Raw genomic sequence first — 18,095 nt, 5'->3', positions numbered from 1 at the left:
CCGGGCGAACCGGGGCGGGCCGAGGGATTCATCGAGTGAGGGAGAAGGTGCTCAGGCGCGTTTCACCGTTGAAGACCAGGTAGACGTCACGGTTTCCGCGGGCGTCGCCGAGCCGTGCGGTGATCTCCTTGTAGGCGTACCTGTCGCCGGTGGACGGCACGGTCAGCGTTCCGGCCAGGGGGCCGTCGGGGCCGTCCAGGCGGACCTGGATCGTGGTCGCCGACGTGCCCGCGACGCGTGCGGTGATCGTGCCGGCGGACCCGCCGAGATCGGCGTCCGCGAACTTCAGCCAGGAGCCGGCCGTGCCGGCCACCGCGTCGCCCTTCGCCTTCGACTCGTCGACCAGCTCGATGCCGTTCTGGTCGTCGAAGTCGGCGGCGCGGGTCGGCTTCGACAGGTCGCGATCGGGGATCGTCTGGCCGCGCACGTCGAGCGTGGTGCGCTGCCGGATGTCGGTGGACGAGGAGCCGATCAGCAGGTCGTGCTTCGACTTCTCCACCGTCCACGTGTTGCGCGTGACGTCCCAGATCGCGAGGTCGGACGCGGTCAGCCGCAGTTTCGCCGTCACCGTCTTCCCGGGTTCGACATGGACCTTGTCGAAGGCGCGCAGCCTCTTCACCGGCTGCTTCACGCGCGAGTCGCGCTGGTGCGTGTAAAGCTGGACGACCTCGTCTCCGGCCTCCTTGCCCGTGTTGGTCACCGGCACGGTGACCGTCACCGTTCCGTCGCGTCCCACGGAATGGCCGTTGAGCCTCGGCTTGCCGTACCGGAAGCTCGTGTAGGAGAGGCCGTGACCGAACGGGTAGAGCGGCTGTCCCTTGAAGTACTGGTACGTCCGGTCCGACTTGATGATGTCGTACTCGAGAATGTCGGGCAGGTCGCTCTCGGAGCGGTACCAGGTCTGCGGAAGCTTGCCCGACGGGCTTTCGTCGCCGAACAGGATGGACGCGAGGGCGTTGCCCGTCTCGGCGCCGGCGTGGCTCGTCCACAGGATCGCCGGAACGTTCTGCTGCTCCCAGGTGAGGGTCGTCGGATAGCTGTTCTCCACCACGACGACCGTGTTCGGGTTCGCCTTCCGGACGGCCTTGACGAGTTCCGACTGCCCTTCGGCGAGCGCCATCGTGGTGCGGTCGTGGTCCTCGCGGCCGTTGATGAACGGCATGCTGCCGACCACGACGACGGCGCTGTCCGCGCCGGTGACGGCCTTGACCGCCGAGTCGACGCCACTGCTGACGACGTCCTTGGCGAACCGGGAGGCGTCGTCCTTGGTGGTCAGGGCCAGCGTGCCGTCGTCCTGCGTCTTCACGTAGGTCTTCGCCGGGTCGGCCCAGTCGTACGCCTTCTCGTAGCCGGCGTAGCGGAGCAGGTATTCGCCGTCGTCCTGCTTCTCCAGCTTGAACATCTGCTGGACGAACCAGTTGTTCGGCTGGTCCTGGTCGTTGGCGAAATTGTCGCCCCAGTTGTAGCGCCCGACGGTCTTGCCGTTGGCGGCGCTGCGCAGGGTGACGATCCCCTGGCCCCAGTCGAACACGTCGAACTGGGTGGTCACGTCGGCCGACGAGGCAGGCCCGGTCTTCAGAATGGAACCGGGGCCCGTACCGCCCGCGATGTACTCGCCGGTCTCGACGTCCTTCAGCGCGATCCGGTCGACGCCCTCGCTGGACGCCACCGAGCCGGCCCGCTTCTTGATGCCGTCCAGCGGCGTGACCCGGTACGGCAGCGAACCCGAGTACCAGTCGGTGTAGAGCGTGTTCGAGAGCGGCCCCACGACTGCGACCTTCCCGGACGAGAGGGGCAGCGCCCTGCCCTGGTTCTTCAGCAGCACCATCTGCTCGGCCGCGGCCTTGCGGGCGAGGGCGCGGTGGGCGGGACTGTCCACCACGTCCTTGGTGATCTTCCCGTAGGGACCGCCGCCCGGGTCGAACTCGCCGAGCCGGACCCGGATGCTCAGGATGTGCCCCACGGCCCGGTCGATGTCGGACTCGGCGAGCAGCCCGCGCGACAGCGCCTCCTTCACCGCGTTGATCGTGATCGAGGAGTTGGCGTCGTCGCTGGTGAAGCTGTCCACGCCCGCCTTGATGATCGCCGCGTCGCCGGTGGCGAGGTCGGGGTGGTACCGCTGGGAGTTGATCAGGCCGTTCGGCGCGCCCGCGTCGGTGACGTTGAACAGCGTCCGGTCGCTCCACGAGCGGACCAGGCCGCCCGCGTCGGGCGTGACCGTCGCGGGACGCCCGTTGACGAGGTTGTAGGACGTCATGATCCCGGTCGCGGCGTCCCGGGTCAGCGGCATCTTGAACGGGACCTCGTCGTACTCCTTCTTCACCCGGGGCCGCAGGCTGGAGGACGTCTGGTCGCGGCGGATCTCGTTGTTGTTGGCCATGTAGTGCTTGAGGACGGGCGCGGCCCGGAGGCGGTCCGGGTCGTCGCCCTCGATGCCGCGGCCGTAGGCGGTGGCGAGCAGGCCGGTGAGCAGCGGGTCCTCGGAGTAGCCCTCCTCGTTGCGGCCCCAGCGCGGGTCGCGGAGCAGGTTGACGACCGGCGCCCACAGCTGAAGGCCCCAGACGTCGGGGTTCTCGCTGTGGTAGCCGCGGGCCTCGTCGCCGACGGCCGAGCCGATCCGCTTCAGCAGCGCCGGGTCCCAGGTCGCGCCGAGCCCGACCGACTGCGGGAACACGGTGCCCTTGGCGGTCACGACCGCACCGTTGTTGTGGACGTCGGTGGACCACGCGACCCCGTGCAGCGCCTCGGTGCCGGTCTTGAACCGGCCGATGCCGAGGCGCGGGATCGCGGGCTGGTACTGGTGGAGCAGCGAGACCTTCTCGTCGAGCGTCAGCCGCCCGACCAGGTCGTCCACGCGGGCGTCGACGGACAGCCGCGGGTTCCGGAAGGGCAGGGTCTCGCGGGCGGCGGCGGGCGCCGTCCACGCGACCGGGGCCACCAGCGCGGCGGCCAGGACCAGGGTCAGCGACCGGCTGCGCCGGCCGGGGGAACGGGGACTTCGATGGATTCCGTACACCGATTCTCCTCTTGGACTAGCCCCCCGAGCATGACTGTCGAAGCGCTTCGATAACGGGCCGGAACGGCCCCTCACCTCCTTGTCGTGCCGGTCAGCGTGCGGCGGGCGCGCTGCTGGCGCGCCTGGTCAGGGTGGGCGGAAGCAGGGTCGCGGCCGGGACGGGGACGCCGTCGAGCTTGTCCATCAGCAGCTCCACGGCGCGCCCGCCGACCTCCTCGGCGGGGATCGCGACGGACGACAGCGGCGGCTCGGCGTGCTCGGCCATCTCGTCCGGGCACAGCGCGACGACGGACACGTCCTCGGGGACGCGGCGGCCGGCGGCGCGCAGCGCCCGCACGACCGGGCCGACGACCGGCTCGTTGTGGACGAGGACGCCGGTGAGCCCGGGACGGTCGGCGAGGAGCCGCGCGACCAGCTCGCGGGCGGCGTCCGCGGTGGCCTCGCAGGGGTGGACGTCCCCGGTCAGGCCGTGCTCGCGGACCGCCTCGGCGAACCCGTCCGCGACGCGCTGGGCGTAGCCGGTCTGCCGCGCGTACACCTCGGGCGGCGAGCCGATCAGCGCGATCTCCCGGTGGCCGAGGCCGGCCAGGTGCTCGACGCAGACGGCGCCGGCGGCGTGGAAGTCGAGGTCGATGCAGGTCAGGTCGTCGGCGTCGGCGGGGAAGCCGATGAGCACGCTCGGCCGGTCGAGGGAGCGCAGCAGCGGCAGCCGCGGGTCCTTCATCTGCACGTCCATGACGATCAGCGCGTCGACGAGGGCGCTGTCGGCGACGCGGCGCAGGCCGTCCTCGCCCTCGTCCTGGGTGAGCAGCAGGACGTCGTGGTCGTGGCTCCGGGCGGCGGTGACGACCGACACGGCGAACTGCATGACGACGGGCACCGCGATGCCCGAGCGCAGCGGGATCATCAGCGCGAGCACGTTGGAGCGGCTGCTGGCGAGCGCGCGGGCGCCCGCGTGCGGCCGGTACCCGAGTTCGCGGATGCTCTCCCGGACGCGCCGCCGGGTCTCCTCGGAGATCGAGCGCTTCCCGCTCAGCACGTAGGAGACCGTGCTCGGCGACACTCCCGCGTGCCGCGCCACATCAGTGATCTTGACCACGGACCGTCCCGTCGTCCTCGAAGGGGTGCAGAGTGCGAACGATGCTAGCCGTGCCGGCCCCGGTCGGAGCGCGGGCGCGCGACGGCCGTTCCAGCCCGATCACGGCGACGGCGGCACCGGCGGCCATCGCACCGGCGAGGGCGGTGCCGCGCGTGCTCATTGCATCGCTCTCCTCCTTCGGGCCTGGGGGCCCTCCATCGTCGAGCAACGCGGCGATCGCTGGCATCGCTCCGGCTCGCCTTGCGGCTCGCTGCGCGATCAGGTTCTCGCAAGCTCGAACCTGGCTTCGCACGCGATCGCGACGCCTGCGATCTGTGACGGTGACGAGGTTCACTGGCGCAACCACGGCGACGCGCCTGAACATCACGTATGAGCGTGCAGCGGCTGGACACGGGGCGGGCAAGGCAAGCGCCGGAACGACGGTCGGCACCGCGTGCTGAGCGAGTAGGCCGCGGTCCGCAACGAGGTCGGCCATGGCCGGTTCAGCCTTGCCGCTCATCAGCAGGAGCGAGCTGAGGGTAGAGCCAGGGATGTCTTTCACACGGGTGAGAACATCGGCGACATAGATATGGGCTGTGCAGACTCCGCCGACTACCGCCGTGATCGTGACCACCGGTGTTCTGAAGCCTGGCGCGTGCGGCGAGGCCGCGGTGATGTGGTACAGGCCGCCCGTGCTGTCGCCGGGCAGAATGGCGGTGATTGCTGCGAAGCAGATGAGGGCCATGACGCCGAGGGCAGCGACGAAAGCGCGCCGGCCAGCGGCTGGACCGAGCCGGGCAACGAACGAAACACCTCGGACGATGGCCAGCGCCCCGCCCGTGGGCTCGCAGGCGGCGGTCCTACCCCGCGACCTTGGCGGCTGCGGGAGGAGGCGTCGCGTGCCCGGATGGGGCGTGGCGAGGCGATCTCGCCCACCTGCGCAGATCTCATGCCACCAGCGACCGTAACCGTTGCGATCGCGTGCGAAGCCAGGTTCGAGCTTGCGAGAACCTGATCGCGCAGCGAGCCGCGAGGCGAGCCGGAGCGATGCCAGCGATCGCCGCGTTGCTCGACGATGGAGGGCCCCCAGGCCCGAAGGAGGAGAGCGACGCGATGAGCACCGCAGCCCGATCGGCAGCGTCTCGGTCGTGCCGAAGCAGAACGCGGCCAGGGCCAGCGCCGCCACCGCCATGCCCCCGCGTCCGATCGTCATGACGGTCCGCGGGCGATCGTGTCGCGGTACCAGGAGGCACTGTCCTTCCAGGTGCGGTCACCGGTGGCGTAGTCGACGTGGACGAGGCCGAAGCGCTTGGAGTAGCCGTAGGCCCATTCGAAGTTGTCCAGCAGCGACCAGGCGAAATAGCCGCGGACGTCGGCGCCGGCCTCGCACGCCCTTTCGACGGCCGCGATGTGGTCGCGCAGATAGGCGATGCGCCGGTCATCGTGGACGCGGCCACCGTCTTCCAGGACGTCGTCGAACGCGGCACCGTTCTCGGTGACCATCAGTGGAGTGTGCGGGTACTCGCGATGCAGCCGTAGAAGCAGTTCTTCCATGCCGGTCGCGTCTATGGGCCAGCCCATCGCCGTGTAGGGGCCGGGCTGTTCGGCGAACTCCACCTTGTCGCAGCCGACGAACGGGGTCGCCGCGCCCTGCCGGTGGCCGTCCGCGTGTGCGCGCGGGGAGACACCGTCCCAGTCCCGCACGAGCGTGGGCGAGTAGTAGTTGACGCCCAGCACATCGAGCGGCGCGGCGATGATCTCCTCGTCGCCGTCGCGCAGGAAGCCCCAGTCGGTCAGGGACGCCGTGTCCTCCAGAAGGTCGGCGGGATAGCCGTTGCCCAGCATCGGATCGAGGAACACGCGGTTGGAGACGGCGTCCACCCGCCGGACGGCCTCCGTGTCGCCGCGCAGATGGTGCAAGTTGAGGGTGACCGAATGCCTGGCGGACGCCGGGACCACGCCGCGCAGCGCCCGGACGCCCAGGCCGTGCGCGAGGTTGAGGTGGTGGGCGGCCGCGAGCGCGGCGGCCGGGTCGGTGCGGCCGGGCGCGTGCACACCGGACGCATAGCCGAGGAACGCCGAGCACCACGGCTCGTTCAGCGTCGTCCACGTGTGGACGCGGTCACCGAGGACGCGGCCGATGCGCTCGGCGTAGTCGGCGAACCGGTGGGCCGTGTTGCGTTCGGGCCAGCCGCCCGCGTCCTCCAGGACCTGCGGCAGGTCCCAGTGGTAGAGGGTGGCGACCGGGGCGATGCCGTGGTCGAGCAGCTCGTCGACCAGGCGCGAGTAGAAGTCCATGCCCTTCTGGTTGGGAGTCCCGTCCGGGAGGACGCGCGACCAGGAGATGGAGAACCGGTAGGCGCCGATGCCCAGCTCGGCCATCGTCGCGACGTCGTCCTGCCGGCGGTGGTAGTGGTCGGTGGCGACGTCGCCGGTGTCGCCGCCCAGGACCTTGCCCGGCGTGTGGCTGAACGTGTCCCAGATGGACGGCGCACGGCCGTCCTCCCGGGCCGCGCCCTCGATCTGATAGGCGGCGGTGGCCGCTCCCCATAGGAACCCCTTTGGGAACCCCATCAGTTCTCCTCTTCCAGCGTGATGAGCAGTTCGCCACCGGTCGCCTTGATGAGAACACCGAGCGGATGGTCTGCGACCTCGCCGCCCTCTACCCCGGCCACCCGTGCGTTGACGAGAAGAACGTTCCAGGCCCCCTCTCCTGTCACGCGCACGTTTTCACCGTTTCTCGTTGTGGTGAACGAGGTGTCGCCGATCTGGGTGACCACGGCGCTCCCGTCGGAGGGCTCGTACACGCGCAACGTGACGTCATCCGCATGGTCGTAGTCCGGGCGGTCCTCCACCGCGCCCACCGGGATGACCGCTCCTGGACGGACGAGCAGCGGCACACTGTCGAACCCGTGCCGCTCCCGAACCCAACGGCCGCCCTCAATACGCTCACCCGTGAGGTAGTGCGTCCACACACCCCCCGGCACGTAGTACGAGACGTCACCATCGGACGAGAACACGGGCGCGACGAGCAGATCCTCACCGAGCATGTACTGGCGTTCCAGATGCGTGCAGCCAGGGTCGTCCGGGAACTCGACGACCATCGCCCGCATCATCGGCAGCCCTTCGCCGTACGCCTGGCGGGCGGCGCCCGCCAGGTAGGGCATGAGCCGCATCTTCAGGCGGGTGAACTCCCGCAGAACGTCCACGGACTCTTCGTCGAAGAGCCACGGCACCCGGTAGGAATGGCTGCCGTGCAGCCGGCTGTGCGAGGACAGCAGCCCGAACGCTATCCACCGCTTGAACAGCGCCGGGTCGGGCGTCCCCTCGAAACCGCCGATGTCATGGCTCCAATAGCCGAACCCCGACATCCCCAGGGAGAGGCCGCCGCGAAGGCTCTCCCCCATGGCCTCGAATGTCGATTCGGCGTCACCGCCCCAGTGAACCGGGAAGCGCTGCCCGCCGGTCGTCGCGGACCGGGCGAACACGACCGCGTCGCTCTCACCGCGCTTCTTGCGGAGCAGGTCGAAGACCGTCTGGTTATAGAGATAGGTGTAGTAGTTGTGAGCACGCTCCGGGTCGGAGCCGTCGTGGTAGACGACATCGGTCGGAATGCGCTCGCCAAAGTCGGTCTTGAAGCAGTCGACGCCCATGTCGAGGAGCGCTTCCAGCTTGGCCGCGTACCACTCCCGCGCCTCGGGGTTCGTGAAGTCGACGACCGCCAGGCCGGGCTGCCACTTGTCCCACTGCCACACGTCCCCGTTCGGTCGCTTGAGCAGGTACCCGTGCGCGCGGCCCTCCTCGAACAGCGGGGACCGCTGCCCGATGTACGGGTTGATCCAGACGCAGGTCCGCAGGCCACGGTCGCGAAGCCGGCGCAGCATCCCCTCCGGGTCGGAGAACACGCGCGGGTCCCATTCGAAGTCGCACCACTGGAACTCGCGCATCCAGAAGCAGTCGAAATGGAAGACGCTGAGCGGCAGGTCGCGTGACGCCATCCCCTCGATGAACGAGGTGATGGTCTCCTCGTCGTAGTCGGTGGTGAACGACGTGGAGAGCCACAGCCCGAACGACCAATCCGGCAGCCGCGCGGGGCGCCCGGTGAGCGCCGTGTACTTGCGCAGGATCTCCTTGGGGGAAGGCCCGTAGATGACGAAGTACCGCATCGACTGGCCCTCGACGCTGAACTGCGTCCGGGCCACGGCCTCCGACGCCACCTCGAACGACACGCGCCCCGGATGGTCGACGAACACCCCGTAACCCGCGTTCGTCAGGAAGAACGGCACGTTCTTGTACGCCTGCTCACTGGCCGTCCCGCCGTCGGCATTCCACACGTCCACGGACTGGCCGTTCTTCACCAGCGGCCCGAACCGTTCACCGAGCCCGTAGACGAAATGGTCGACGCCCAGATCGAGCTGCTCCCGCACATAATGGCGCCCGTCGTCGGTGTCGATGACGGCCTGCGCCTTGGGAGCACTGCCGGTCAGGCGGCGTCCGTCCACAAGGAAGTCGACACCCCACTCCTCACCGCGCCCCACCCGCACCGACAACGCGCCGGACGTCAGCGTCGCCGCGTCGTCGTCCACGGACACGTCCCCGGCCGGGTCGGTGGCCAACTCGAAATGGGGCCCGCGCCGCCGCTCCCCCGCGAAGTGGGTGAGGGTGACGCCGATGACGTCCGGCATCGGCGACTCGCACGTCACCGTCACCACCGGCCCCCTGAGCAGGTCGCCGCGATGCCGGATCCGCTGCACGGGCGCGTACACCCGGAACGAACCGGGCCCGGCGTCGACGTCGAGGACCTCCACCGGATGAAACGCCCGCACACCCTCGCGCATCATCCAGTAGCCGTCACTGAACTTCATTACTTGATGGCTCCTGCGGTCAGTCCGCGCGCGAGTGTGCGCTGGAAGATGAGGAAGAAGACGACGGTCGGAAGGAGGCCGAGCAGCGACGCGGCGCTGGACATGGTGGCGTCCATGAGGCGCTGCCCCTGCAGCACGCCGAGCGCGACCGAGACCGTCTGGTTCTCGTTGGAGATGAGGAAGACCATGGGGATCAGGAACTCGTTCCAGGTCCACACGAAGAAGAAGACGAGCAGCACCGACAGCGTCGGCCGGACGACCGGGACGACCACCCGCCACAGCACCTGCCAGCGGCCCGCGCCGTCGATCCGCGCCGCCTCCAGCAGCGGGCGCGGGAACGCCGACAGCACCGACGACAGCAGGTAGGTGCCGAAGGCCGACTGGATCACCGTGAACACGATGATCACGCTGATCCTGGTGTCGTACAGGCCGACCTGCTTGGACAGGTAGTACAGCGGGTAGACGAGCGCCTCCTGCGGCAGCGTGTTCGCCATCAGCAGCAGGACCAGCACCCACATCCGGCCCTTGATCCGGCCGATGCCGAGCGCGTACGCGTTCAGCACCGACAGCAGGACGGCGAGGACGGCCACGGAACCGCTGATGAACACGCTGTTCAGCAGGACGTTCCCGAAGTCGACCCGCTCCCAGAACTGCCGGACGGCGTCCAGGTCGAAGCCGTCCGGCGGCGACAGCGGCCCCTGCGAGGAGTACTCGTCCGGCGTCTTCAGCGCGTTGAAGACGACGACGACGAACGGGATGAGCATCACTCCGGCGAGTGCGGCCAGCGCCACCAGCACCGCGTAGGCGGACGGCCCGCGGCGGCGCTTGCGGCCGGCCGGGCCCCGGTTCTCACGGGGCGGCGCGCCCGCCTCGGGGGTCACCGTCGCCGTCATGAGGTCTCCAGCTCACGTGCCTGCATGCGCAGGAAGACGATGGTCAGCGCGACGATCACGAGCGTCAGCACGGTCGCGATCGCCGAGCCGTAGCCGACGTCGGACTTCTCGAAGAAGTTGACCCAGGAGTAGTAGGACGGCACGTTCGTCGCCCCGCCCGGCCCGCCCTTGGTGAGGACGAAGATCTGCGGGAAGGCCTTGAGCGCGGCGATCGTCGTCCACAGCAGGACGACGAAGATCTCCGGGCGAATCTGCGGGACCGTGATGTGCCAGAAGCGGCGGGCCCAGGTGGCGCCGTCGATCTCGGCGGCCTCGTAGAGGGAGGGGTCGACCCGCTGGAGACCCGACATGAAGATCACCAGCGGGAAGCCGATCTGCATCCAGACCATGACGCCGACGACGGTCCACAGGGCCGTGGCCGGGTCGCCGAGCCAGTCGTGCGCGAGAGAGCCGAGGCCGATCGCGTCCAGCAGCTCGTTGACCGCGCCGTTCTCCGGTGCCAGCAGCCAGCTCCACACCACGCCCGCGATGACGACCGGCAGCACCTGCGGCAGGTAGAGGCAGGCGCGCAGGACGCTCGCGGTGCGCGGCCCGAAGTGCCGGCCGACCAGGTCCGTCAGCGCCGAGGCCAGCACCAGCCCGATCGCCGTCGGGACGATCGCCATCCCGATGATGATGATCGCGTTGTGCCGGAACGACGCCCAGAACTGCCCGTCCTGGACCAGCTCCCGGTAGTTGCCGAGCCCGATCCACGTCGGGCGGCCGACGCCCGTCCACTCGGTGAAGCTGGTGCCGAGGTTCATCAGGAACGGCACGCCGATGACGGCGGTGAAGAGCAGCAGGCCGGGGAGCAGGTACGGCAGGTACGCCAGCTGCTCCCGCGGCCGGCCGCGGCCCGGCCGAGTCACTTCGGCAGGCCGCCGTCGTAGGTCTTCTGGATGCTGCCCAGCACCTCGCCGGGCGGGGTGCCGTTCATGAGCTTCTGCGTCTGCGACACCCAGGCGTCGTAGAAGCCCGCCACCGGCCAGTCCGGGTAGTACGCGAGGCCGCCGGACTTCGTGAGCGCGTCGAAGTCGGCGATGAGCTTCTTGGCCTTCGCGTCGGTGACCGCGGACGCGTCCGCCGCGACCGGGACGCCGCCCGCGTTCGCCAGGGTGTTCTGCGCCTTCTTCTTCATCGTGATGTCGATGAAGTCATAGGCGAGCTCCTTGTTCTCCGAGCCCTTGGGGACGACCCAGAGGTTGCCGCCGGAGCCGAGCGTCATCTTCGCGCCGGGCCACACGGCGGTCTCCCAGTCGAACTTCGCCTCGGAGGCGACCCGGCCGAACCACCAGCTGCCCGAGAACATCATCGGGAACTTGCCGCTCATGAACGCGACGCCCGCGTCCTCGGCCTTGAGGCTGACGGACTTCTTGGCGATGTACCCCTTCTTCACCCAGTCGGCGAAGGTGGTCGCCCCGTACGTCCAGGCGGCGTCGTTGAAGTTCGTCTTGCCGGTGTAGCGCTGGAAGGCGTCCACCCAGGTCTGGTCGGCCTTGTCGAGGGCGAGCTGGTAGACGAACTGGTGCGCCATGTACTCGGCGCCCGCGTTGGTCAGCGGTGTGACGCCCTTCGCGACGAACTCGTCCATCGCGGCCGTGAGTTCGGCGAACGTCGTCGGGATCTCGACGCCGTGCTTCTTGAACAGGTCCTTGTTGTAGTAGACCTGCACGTACTCGGCGTAGTTCGGTACGCCGAACCACTTGTCGCCGCCCATCGTGCCCTTGGCATCGTACTTGGCGGTGACCTGGACGTTCGGACTGATCAGCTTGTCCCAGCCGCGCTTGGTCACCTCGGAGGTGAGATCGGTGAGCAGGCCCTGCTTGGACAGCATGCCGGCGGTGGCGTTGCCCTTGTTGTACTCCATGACGTCGGGGGCGTCCTTGGAGTTCAGGACCATCGGGGCGGTCTTCTGGATCTGCTCGAAGCCCTTCTCCTCGAACGTCACCTTCACGCCCGGGTGGGTGGCCTCGAACTCCTTGATGGCCTCGTTCCAGGCCTTGCCCATGGCGCTTTCCGGGGCCTCGTAGTGCCAGAGCTTCAGCTCCTTGCCGCCGGAGCCGTCGCCGCCGCCGTCGCCGCCGCACGCCGTGAGCGACAGCGCCGCCGCGGCAAGGGCGGCGAGCACCGCCGCGCTCCTGCCTGCCTTGATCATGGGTCTTCCTCCGGGGTGGGACCGAGTGCCTGTCGAAGCGCTTCGATTGCCGGGATCGTAAGCCCCGGATCGGCCGCGAGACAATAGGTCCGGCCGCATCAATTCGAGCGTGACCCTTTTGACCTGCGACGACGAGCTGGGAGCGCTCCCATTGCGGGAGGTCAGCCGCGGCACTCCGCGCCGTTCAGCGTGAACCGCGACGGGGACCCGTTGTCTCCGTCCTGGCTGCCGAGGAACCCGAACTCCGCGGTCCCGTCCGGCGGGATCGACCGGTTCCAGTCCGCCGCCGTCACGGTGACGGACGCGTCGTCCTGCTCCTGGGAGCCGTTCCAGATCTGGGTGATGGCCTGCCCGTCCGGGAACGTGAAGCCGAGCTTCCAGCCGTCGATCGCGGTGTCGCCGACGTTCGTGATCCGCACGGTCGCCTTGAAGCCGTCCGGCCACGACCCGTCGACCCGGTACGCCACCGAGCACGCGACCGCCGCCGCCGTCTCCGTGGGCGAGGCGGTGTCCGGGGGCGGCGCCGCCGCCCCTCCGTCGTCGGACGATCCGGGCGCCAGGGCGGCGAGCAGGAGCGCGACCACCGCGGCCGCCCCCACCGCGCCGCCGGCGATGACCAGCGGCTTGCGCGTCGAGGTCCCGGCCGCGCCGTGCTCGTCGGCCGCGCCTCCGCCTTCGCGCCGGGCCGGAGGCGGGGGCGCGGGCGGCTCCGCCTCTTCGCCGGCAGGGTCCGCGCCACCGGGCTCGTCCTCCCCGTCCAGCGGCTCTTCCGGTGGAGCGGGGTCGTCCAGGACGCGGGTCGGGGCCTCGGACGGGGGCGCCGCCGCCTGCTCCGCGGACTCGTCCGCGCCGCCGGGCGGCAGGTGCGCGAGCTGGACCCCGGCACTGCCGGCCAGCCGCCGGGCGGCCTCCGCCGCGGTGGGACGGGCGCCGGCGTCCGGCGACAGGCACTCCCGGCAGAGGTCGGCGACCTCGTCCGGGGTGTCCTTCCTGAAGGTGGACGCGGGGGTGGGCGGGGCACCGGTCAGGCACTCGTGCAGGACGACGCCCAGCGAGTAGATGTCGGCCGCCGCCGTCGGCGCCGTACCGGTCAGCAGTTCGGGGGCGACGTAGGCGGGCGTGCCCATGATCTGGCCGTCGGGCGAGCCCGTGAAGGCGATGCCGAAGTCCAGGACCTTCACGCCGACGGGGGTGAGGAAGACGTTCGCGGGCTTGATGTCGCGGTGGACGATGCCGGCGGCGTGGGCGGCGGCCAGGGCGTCGGCGACGCGGGCGCAGGTCCCGGCCGCCTCGCGCCAGGGAAGCGGGCCGCGGGACAGCCGCGTCGCCAGGGTCTCCCCGTCCAGCAGCTCCATGACCACGTAGGGGATGTGGCCCTGCCAGCCCACCGGCCCGGCGTCGTGCTCGCCGTAGTCGTAGACGCCGGTGATGTTCGGGTGGGTGAGCGCCGCGGCGGCCTGCGCCTCCTGGCGCAGCCGCCGGGTGAACTCCGCGGGCCGGCCCTCCATCGGCACCTTGACCGCGACGGCGCGGTCGAGGACGAGGTCGACCGCGCGCCAGACGGTCGCCATGCCTCCGGCGCCGAGGGGCCGTTCCAGTCGGTAGCGCTCCCCGAGGCGGTCGCCCGGGGCGACGATGTCCGGCATGGGGCGAAGCCTATGCCGGTTCAGGGCACGAGGTACCGGGTGTCTCGAACGTCGGTGATCGCCATGTGGCCGGGGGCGTGCCCGATGGCGAGCTTCGGGCGGGACGCCATCACGGCCGCCTGCGGGGTGACGCCGCACGCCCAGAACACCGGGATCTCGTCCACCCGCACGTCGACCGGGTCGCCGAAGTCGGGGGCCGACAGGTCGTCGATGCCGAGCTCGACGGGGTCGCCGACGTGCACGGGCGCGCCGTGGACCGACGGGTACCGGGCCGTCACCCGCACGGCGTCGGCCACCTGCGCGGCCGGGACCGGGCGCATCGAGACGACCAGCGGGCCGCCGAAGTCGCCGGCGCGGCGGCACATTCGGTTCGTCCGGTACATCGGGACGTTGCGGTTCTGCTCGATGTGCCGGACGGGGACGCCGGCCTCCTGGAGGGCGTCCTCGAAGGTGAAGCTGCACCCGATCAGGAACGCGACCAGGTCGCCGCGCCAGAAGCCGGTCACGTCGGCCACCTCGGCGACGGGTTCGCCGTGCTCGTAGACGACGTAGCCGGGCAGGTCGGTGCGCAGGTCGCCGGCGAACAGCGAGGCGGAGACCTCGCCGGGCTCGGTGACGTCCAGGACGGGGCACGGCTTCGGGTTGCGCTGCGCGAACAGCAGCAGGTCGTAGGCCTGTTCCCGGGGGACGGCGATGAGGTTCGCCTGCGTCCAGCCCGCGCACCATCCCGAGGTGGGCACGCGCAGGCCCTCCCGGAACAGCGCCCTGGCCTGGTCGGGCGACAGCGCGGCCGGGTCGAGGGGGGCGGTCATGGTCTCTCCTTTCCGAGAGGCGGCGCGGGCTGCGGGAGGAAGCGGAGCCGCTGCCCGGGGCGGGCCTGGGCGGCGCGCCCGACGTCGGCGCGGGCGACCACCGCGATCACGGGGTACCCGCCGGTCAGCGGATGGTCGGCGAGGAACAGCACCGGCAGGCCGGACGGCGGGACCTGCAGCGCTCCGGTGACCGTCCCCTCGCTGGGCAGTTCGCCGCGGCCGGCGTGGGCAAGGCCGGGTCCGTCCAGCCGCATCCCTACCCGGTCGATCTCGCTGGTCACCGTGAACGGGGCGGTGAAGAGGACGTCCAGCGCGCCGGGGGCGAACCAGTCGGCGCGCGGTCCGGGCATCGCGCGCAGTTCGAGGTCCCCGGTGGGCGGCGGGCGGACGGGCAGGACGTCCAGGAGCGGCGCGGCGGCGGGCGGCGGGCCGACCGGGAGGAGGTCGCCGGGTTTGAGGGGCGCGGGGCCGAGCCCGGCGAGCGTGTCGGCGGAGCGGGACCCGAGGACGGGCGGGACGGCGATCCCGCCGCGGACGGCGAGGTAGCTGCGCAGCCCGGCGGGCGGTGCGCCCATCCGCAGTTCGGCGCCGTCCGGGACGTGGAGGATCGCGTAGGGCGCCTCGGGGCGGCCGTCCACCAGGAGCGGGGCGGGTGCGCCGGTGACGGCGGCGAACACCCCGCCGCGGCAGCGGACGCGCAGGCCGCCGAACGTGACCTCGATCGCGGCGTCGCCCTCGGGGTTGCCGAGCAGCCGGTTGGCGAGGCGGAGCGAGCCCGGGTCCGCGGCGCCCGACACCCCCACGCCGAGCGCCGCGCGACCCGGGCGGCCCAGGTCCTGGACTGTAGCCAGCGGCCCTGTCGCGACAACGTCCAGCCCTCGCTTCATGGTTCCCGCTGGACGAAGCGGACCCGGACCCCCGGGCGCAGGAGGGCGGGCGGCTCGCGGTCGAGGTCCCAGAGGACGGCCTCCGTGCGTCCTATGAGCCGCCACCCGCCCGGGGACTCGACGGGGTAGACGCCGCTGAAGCGCCCGGCCAGCCCGACCGCGCCGGCCGGGACGCGGACGCGCGGGGTGGCGCGGCGCGGGACGTCCAGCCGCGGGTCCCCGCCCTCCAGGTAGCCGAAGCCGGGCGCGAAGCCGGTGAAGGCCACCCGCCACGGCGTCCCGGTGTGCGCGGCGACGACCCCGGCCGGGGTGAGGCCGGTGAGGCGGGCGACCTCGCCGAGGTCCTCGCCGTCGTAGACGACGGGGATCTCGGCGGTACCGGCGGCGCCGTCCGCCGTCCCGGGCCGGGTCGCGCGCACCGTGGCGGCGACCGCGGCCGGGTCGGCGGACGGGTCGAGAAGCAGGGTCAGGGTGCGGGCCGCCGGGACCATGTCGGCGACGCCTTGGGGCGGGGCCGCCGACAGCGCCGCGTACAGGCCGAGCATCGCCGGCAGGTCCGGCAGTTCGACCAGGATCGCCGCGTCGCCGCTCGGGAGGATCCGCACCCGTCCCTCACCTCCACAGGTCGTCGAGCCCGGACAGGCTGTTCCAGCCCAGGTAGAGGGAGAGCAGCCAGGCGGCGGCGCCGAGGACGAGCAGCCAGACCGGGTACCGGTAGCCGCCGAGCAGGTCGCGGCGGCGGCCCGCCGCCCACAGCAGCACGGCCAGCCCGAACGGCAGGATCAGGCCGTTCAGCGCGCCCGCGAGGATGAGCAGCTTGGCCGGGGTCGTGCCGATCGCGAGGTAGATGGAGGCCGAGACGAGGATGAACGCCACGACCAGGTGGTTGCGGTGCTTCTCGACGAACGACGAGAAGGACACGAGGAACGACACCGAGGTGTAGGACGCGCCGATCACCGAGGTGATCGCCGCCGACCACATGATCAGGCCGAAGAGGCGCAGCCCGGCCTCCCCCGCCGCGTGCTCGAAGGCGGACGCGGGCGCGTTCTCCTTGGCCAGCGTGACGCCGCCGGCGACGACGCCGAGGACGGCGAGGAAGAGCAGCACCCGCATCAGGCCGGTCACGAGGATGCCGGTGACGGCGCTGCGGTTGATCTCCCGGACGTTCTCCCTGCCGGTGAGCCCCGACTCGATCATGCGGTGCGCGCCCGCGTAGGTGATGTAGCCGCCGACCGTCCCGCCGATCAGGGTGGTGATGACGAGGAAGTCGACCGTCTCCGGCGCGACGCTCTGCCTCAGCGCGTCGCCGAGGGGCGGATCGGACACGAACGCCACGTACAGGGTGAGCAGGATCATCAGGGCGCCGAGCACGACCACGATGCGGTCCATCGCGACGCCGGCCCGCCGGATCAGGAAGATCGCGATGGCGGTGATCGCGGAGATCGCGCCGCCGATCTTGACGTCCAGGCCGAGCAGCGCGTTCAGCCCGAGCGCGGTGCCGGCGATGTTGCCGATGTTGAAGACCAGGCCGCCGAACACGTCCAGCGCGGCGAGGCCGTAGCCGGCGCCGGGCAGCACCCGGTTGCCGAGTTCCTGCGCGCGCATGCCGGAGACGCCGACGACGCGCCACACGTTCAGCTGGATCGCGATGTCCACCAGCACGGACACGACGATCGCGAACGCGAAGGCCGCGCCGAGCTGCGCGGTGAACACGGTGGTCTGGGTGATGAAGCCGGGGCCGATGGCGCTGGTGGCCATCAGGAACATCGCGCCGAGGAGGGCGGCGCGGCGCGAGGGGGTGGCCGGGGCGGGGGTCTTGTCCAGGGTGGTCCGGTCCGTCATGGGCTGGGCCCCTTCCAGGGGGTGAGCTTTCCGACAGCGTAGAGATTGTTCAACAATCCGGCAATCCCCTTGTTGAGGTATTTACGTCCCGATGGGATACGCTGGCGGGGCACACCCGTCCGCGGCGGCGCTCCGCCGCGCTCTCCGGAAGGACGCCGATGACGGTGCGGGAGCCGTGGCTCGACGAGATCGCGGCCGCGCGGCACGGCCTGGACCGGTCGAGCACCGCCGCCCGCGTCGCCGACCTGCTCCGCGCCCAGATCACCGACGGCCGGCTCGTCCCCGGGACGCGGCTGCCCGACAAGGAACTGGCGAAGGCCATGGACGTCTCGCGCAACACGATGCGCGAGGCGTTCCAGATGCTCGTCAAAGAGCGGCTGCTCGTGCACGAGTTCAACCGCGGCACGTTCGTGCGTCGCGTCCCCGCCGACGACCTCGCCGACCTCTACCGCGTCCGGCGCCTCCTGGAGTGCGAGGCCGTGCGCGACGCGGCGGACGGCGCCCCGGCCGCGCTCGGCCGGGTGGAGGCCGCCGTGCTGGAGGGCGAGCGTGCCTCCGCGGCCGGGAACTGGAAGGACGTCGGGACGGCCGACATCCTGTTCCACAAGGCGATCGTCGCGCTGATGGACAGCCCCCGGGCCTACGAGGTGATCGAGCACCTGCTGGCCGAGATGCGCCTCGTCTTCCACGAGATGGGCTCGCCGCGCGAGTTCCACGAGCCGTACCTCGCCCGCAACCGGCGCCTGTACGACCTGATGGCCCGGGGCGACTTCGCGGAGGCGGAGCGGGAGTTGCGCTCCTACCTGGACGACGCGGAGGAACAGCTCACGAAGGCGTACCGCGAGAAGGCGTGACCGCGCCC

Annotated in this window: 14 protein-coding genes; 1 reads left to right on the top strand and 13 read right to left on the bottom strand. The window is 71.0% G+C overall.

Translation table 11 applies throughout. The features are described 5' to 3' along the window. Window positions 1-28 precede the first annotated feature (28 nt). From BM339_RS06785 to BM339_RS06730, 13 genes are all read right to left on the bottom strand, one after another. Complete coding sequence (locus BM339_RS06785; protein ID WP_256255235.1) at window positions 29-3,016, bottom strand: glycoside hydrolase family 3 protein; 2,988 nt, start codon at window positions 3,014-3,016, stop codon at window positions 29-31. 91 nt (window positions 3,017-3,107) lie between these two features. After that, window positions 3,108-4,115, bottom strand: a complete 1,008-nt coding sequence (locus BM339_RS06780) for a LacI family DNA-binding transcriptional regulator (RefSeq protein WP_024935069.1) — start codon at window positions 4,113-4,115, stop codon at window positions 3,108-3,110. Next, window positions 4,099-4,839, bottom strand: coding sequence for a hypothetical protein (locus BM339_RS48475; RefSeq protein WP_021595645.1), 741 nt, complete (start codon window positions 4,837-4,839; stop codon window positions 4,099-4,101). Before BM339_RS48475 ends, BM339_RS06780 begins: the two co-directional genes overlap by 17 nt. 464 nt (window positions 4,840-5,303) lie before the next feature. Next, window positions 5,304-6,668 (bottom strand): GH1 family beta-glucosidase, encoded by a 1,365-nt coding sequence (locus BM339_RS06775; protein WP_075020267.1) that lies wholly within the window; start codon window positions 6,666-6,668, stop codon window positions 5,304-5,306. Beyond that, entirely contained in the window at window positions 6,668-8,959 is a 2,292-nt protein-coding gene (yicI, locus tag BM339_RS06770) for an alpha-xylosidase (RefSeq protein WP_075020266.1), read from the bottom strand. The genes BM339_RS06775 and yicI overlap by 1 nt, the downstream gene beginning before the upstream one ends. After that, window positions 8,959-9,852 (bottom strand): carbohydrate ABC transporter permease, encoded by an 894-nt coding sequence (locus tag BM339_RS06765; protein WP_083597357.1) that lies wholly within the window; start codon window positions 9,850-9,852, stop codon window positions 8,959-8,961. Before BM339_RS06765 ends, yicI begins: the two co-directional genes overlap by 1 nt. Next, on the bottom strand, window positions 9,849-10,760 hold the full coding sequence (locus BM339_RS06760; protein ID WP_075020265.1) for a carbohydrate ABC transporter permease: 912 nt from the start codon (window positions 10,758-10,760) through the stop codon (window positions 9,849-9,851). The genes BM339_RS06765 and BM339_RS06760 overlap by 4 nt, the downstream gene beginning before the upstream one ends. Then, window positions 10,757-12,046 carry an ABC transporter substrate-binding protein gene (locus BM339_RS06755; RefSeq protein ID WP_075020264.1) on the bottom strand — a complete coding sequence of 430 codons (1,290 nt, stop codon included), beginning with the start codon at window positions 12,044-12,046 and terminating at the stop codon, window positions 10,757-10,759. The genes BM339_RS06760 and BM339_RS06755 overlap by 4 nt, the downstream gene beginning before the upstream one ends. Window positions 12,047-12,207: 161 nt before the next feature. Then, the gene (locus BM339_RS06750) at window positions 12,208-13,692 is read right to left on the bottom strand and encodes a protein kinase domain-containing protein (protein ID WP_075020263.1); all 1,485 of its coding nucleotides are present in this window, start codon (window positions 13,690-13,692) and stop codon (window positions 12,208-12,210) included. 20 nt (window positions 13,693-13,712) lie between these two features. Further along, window positions 13,713-14,504: a putative hydro-lyase gene (locus BM339_RS06745; RefSeq protein WP_075020262.1), complete on the bottom strand. Its 792-nt coding sequence runs from the start codon at window positions 14,502-14,504 to the stop codon at window positions 13,713-13,715. After that, window positions 14,501-15,391 (bottom strand): 5-oxoprolinase subunit C family protein, encoded by an 891-nt coding sequence (locus tag BM339_RS06740; RefSeq protein WP_075020261.1) that lies wholly within the window; start codon window positions 15,389-15,391, stop codon window positions 14,501-14,503. Before BM339_RS06740 ends, BM339_RS06745 begins: the two co-directional genes overlap by 4 nt. Continuing rightward, complete coding sequence (locus BM339_RS06735; RefSeq protein WP_075020260.1) at window positions 15,388-15,996, bottom strand: 5-oxoprolinase subunit B family protein; 609 nt, start codon at window positions 15,994-15,996, stop codon at window positions 15,388-15,390. The genes BM339_RS06740 and BM339_RS06735 overlap by 4 nt, the downstream gene beginning before the upstream one ends. Before the next feature lie 7 nt (window positions 15,997-16,003). Continuing rightward, window positions 16,004-17,233, bottom strand: a complete 1,230-nt coding sequence (locus BM339_RS06730; RefSeq protein ID WP_021598762.1) for an NRAMP family divalent metal transporter — start codon at window positions 17,231-17,233, stop codon at window positions 16,004-16,006. A 158-nt stretch (window positions 17,234-17,391) separates the two neighbouring features. Between BM339_RS06730 and BM339_RS06725 the strand changes: the two genes are divergently transcribed. Then, the gene (locus tag BM339_RS06725) at window positions 17,392-18,087 is read left to right on the top strand and encodes a GntR family transcriptional regulator (RefSeq protein ID WP_021598761.1); all 696 of its coding nucleotides are present in this window, start codon (window positions 17,392-17,394) and stop codon (window positions 18,085-18,087) included. Window positions 18,088-18,095 lie beyond the last annotated feature (8 nt).

It is taken from the genome of Actinomadura madurae (genome assembly GCF_900115095.1).
GTDB lineage: Bacteria > Actinomycetota > Actinomycetes > Streptosporangiales > Streptosporangiaceae > Spirillospora > Spirillospora madurae.
The sequence above is the reverse complement of the archived record's forward strand: the minus strand, read 5'-3'. Positions and strand labels throughout refer to the sequence as shown.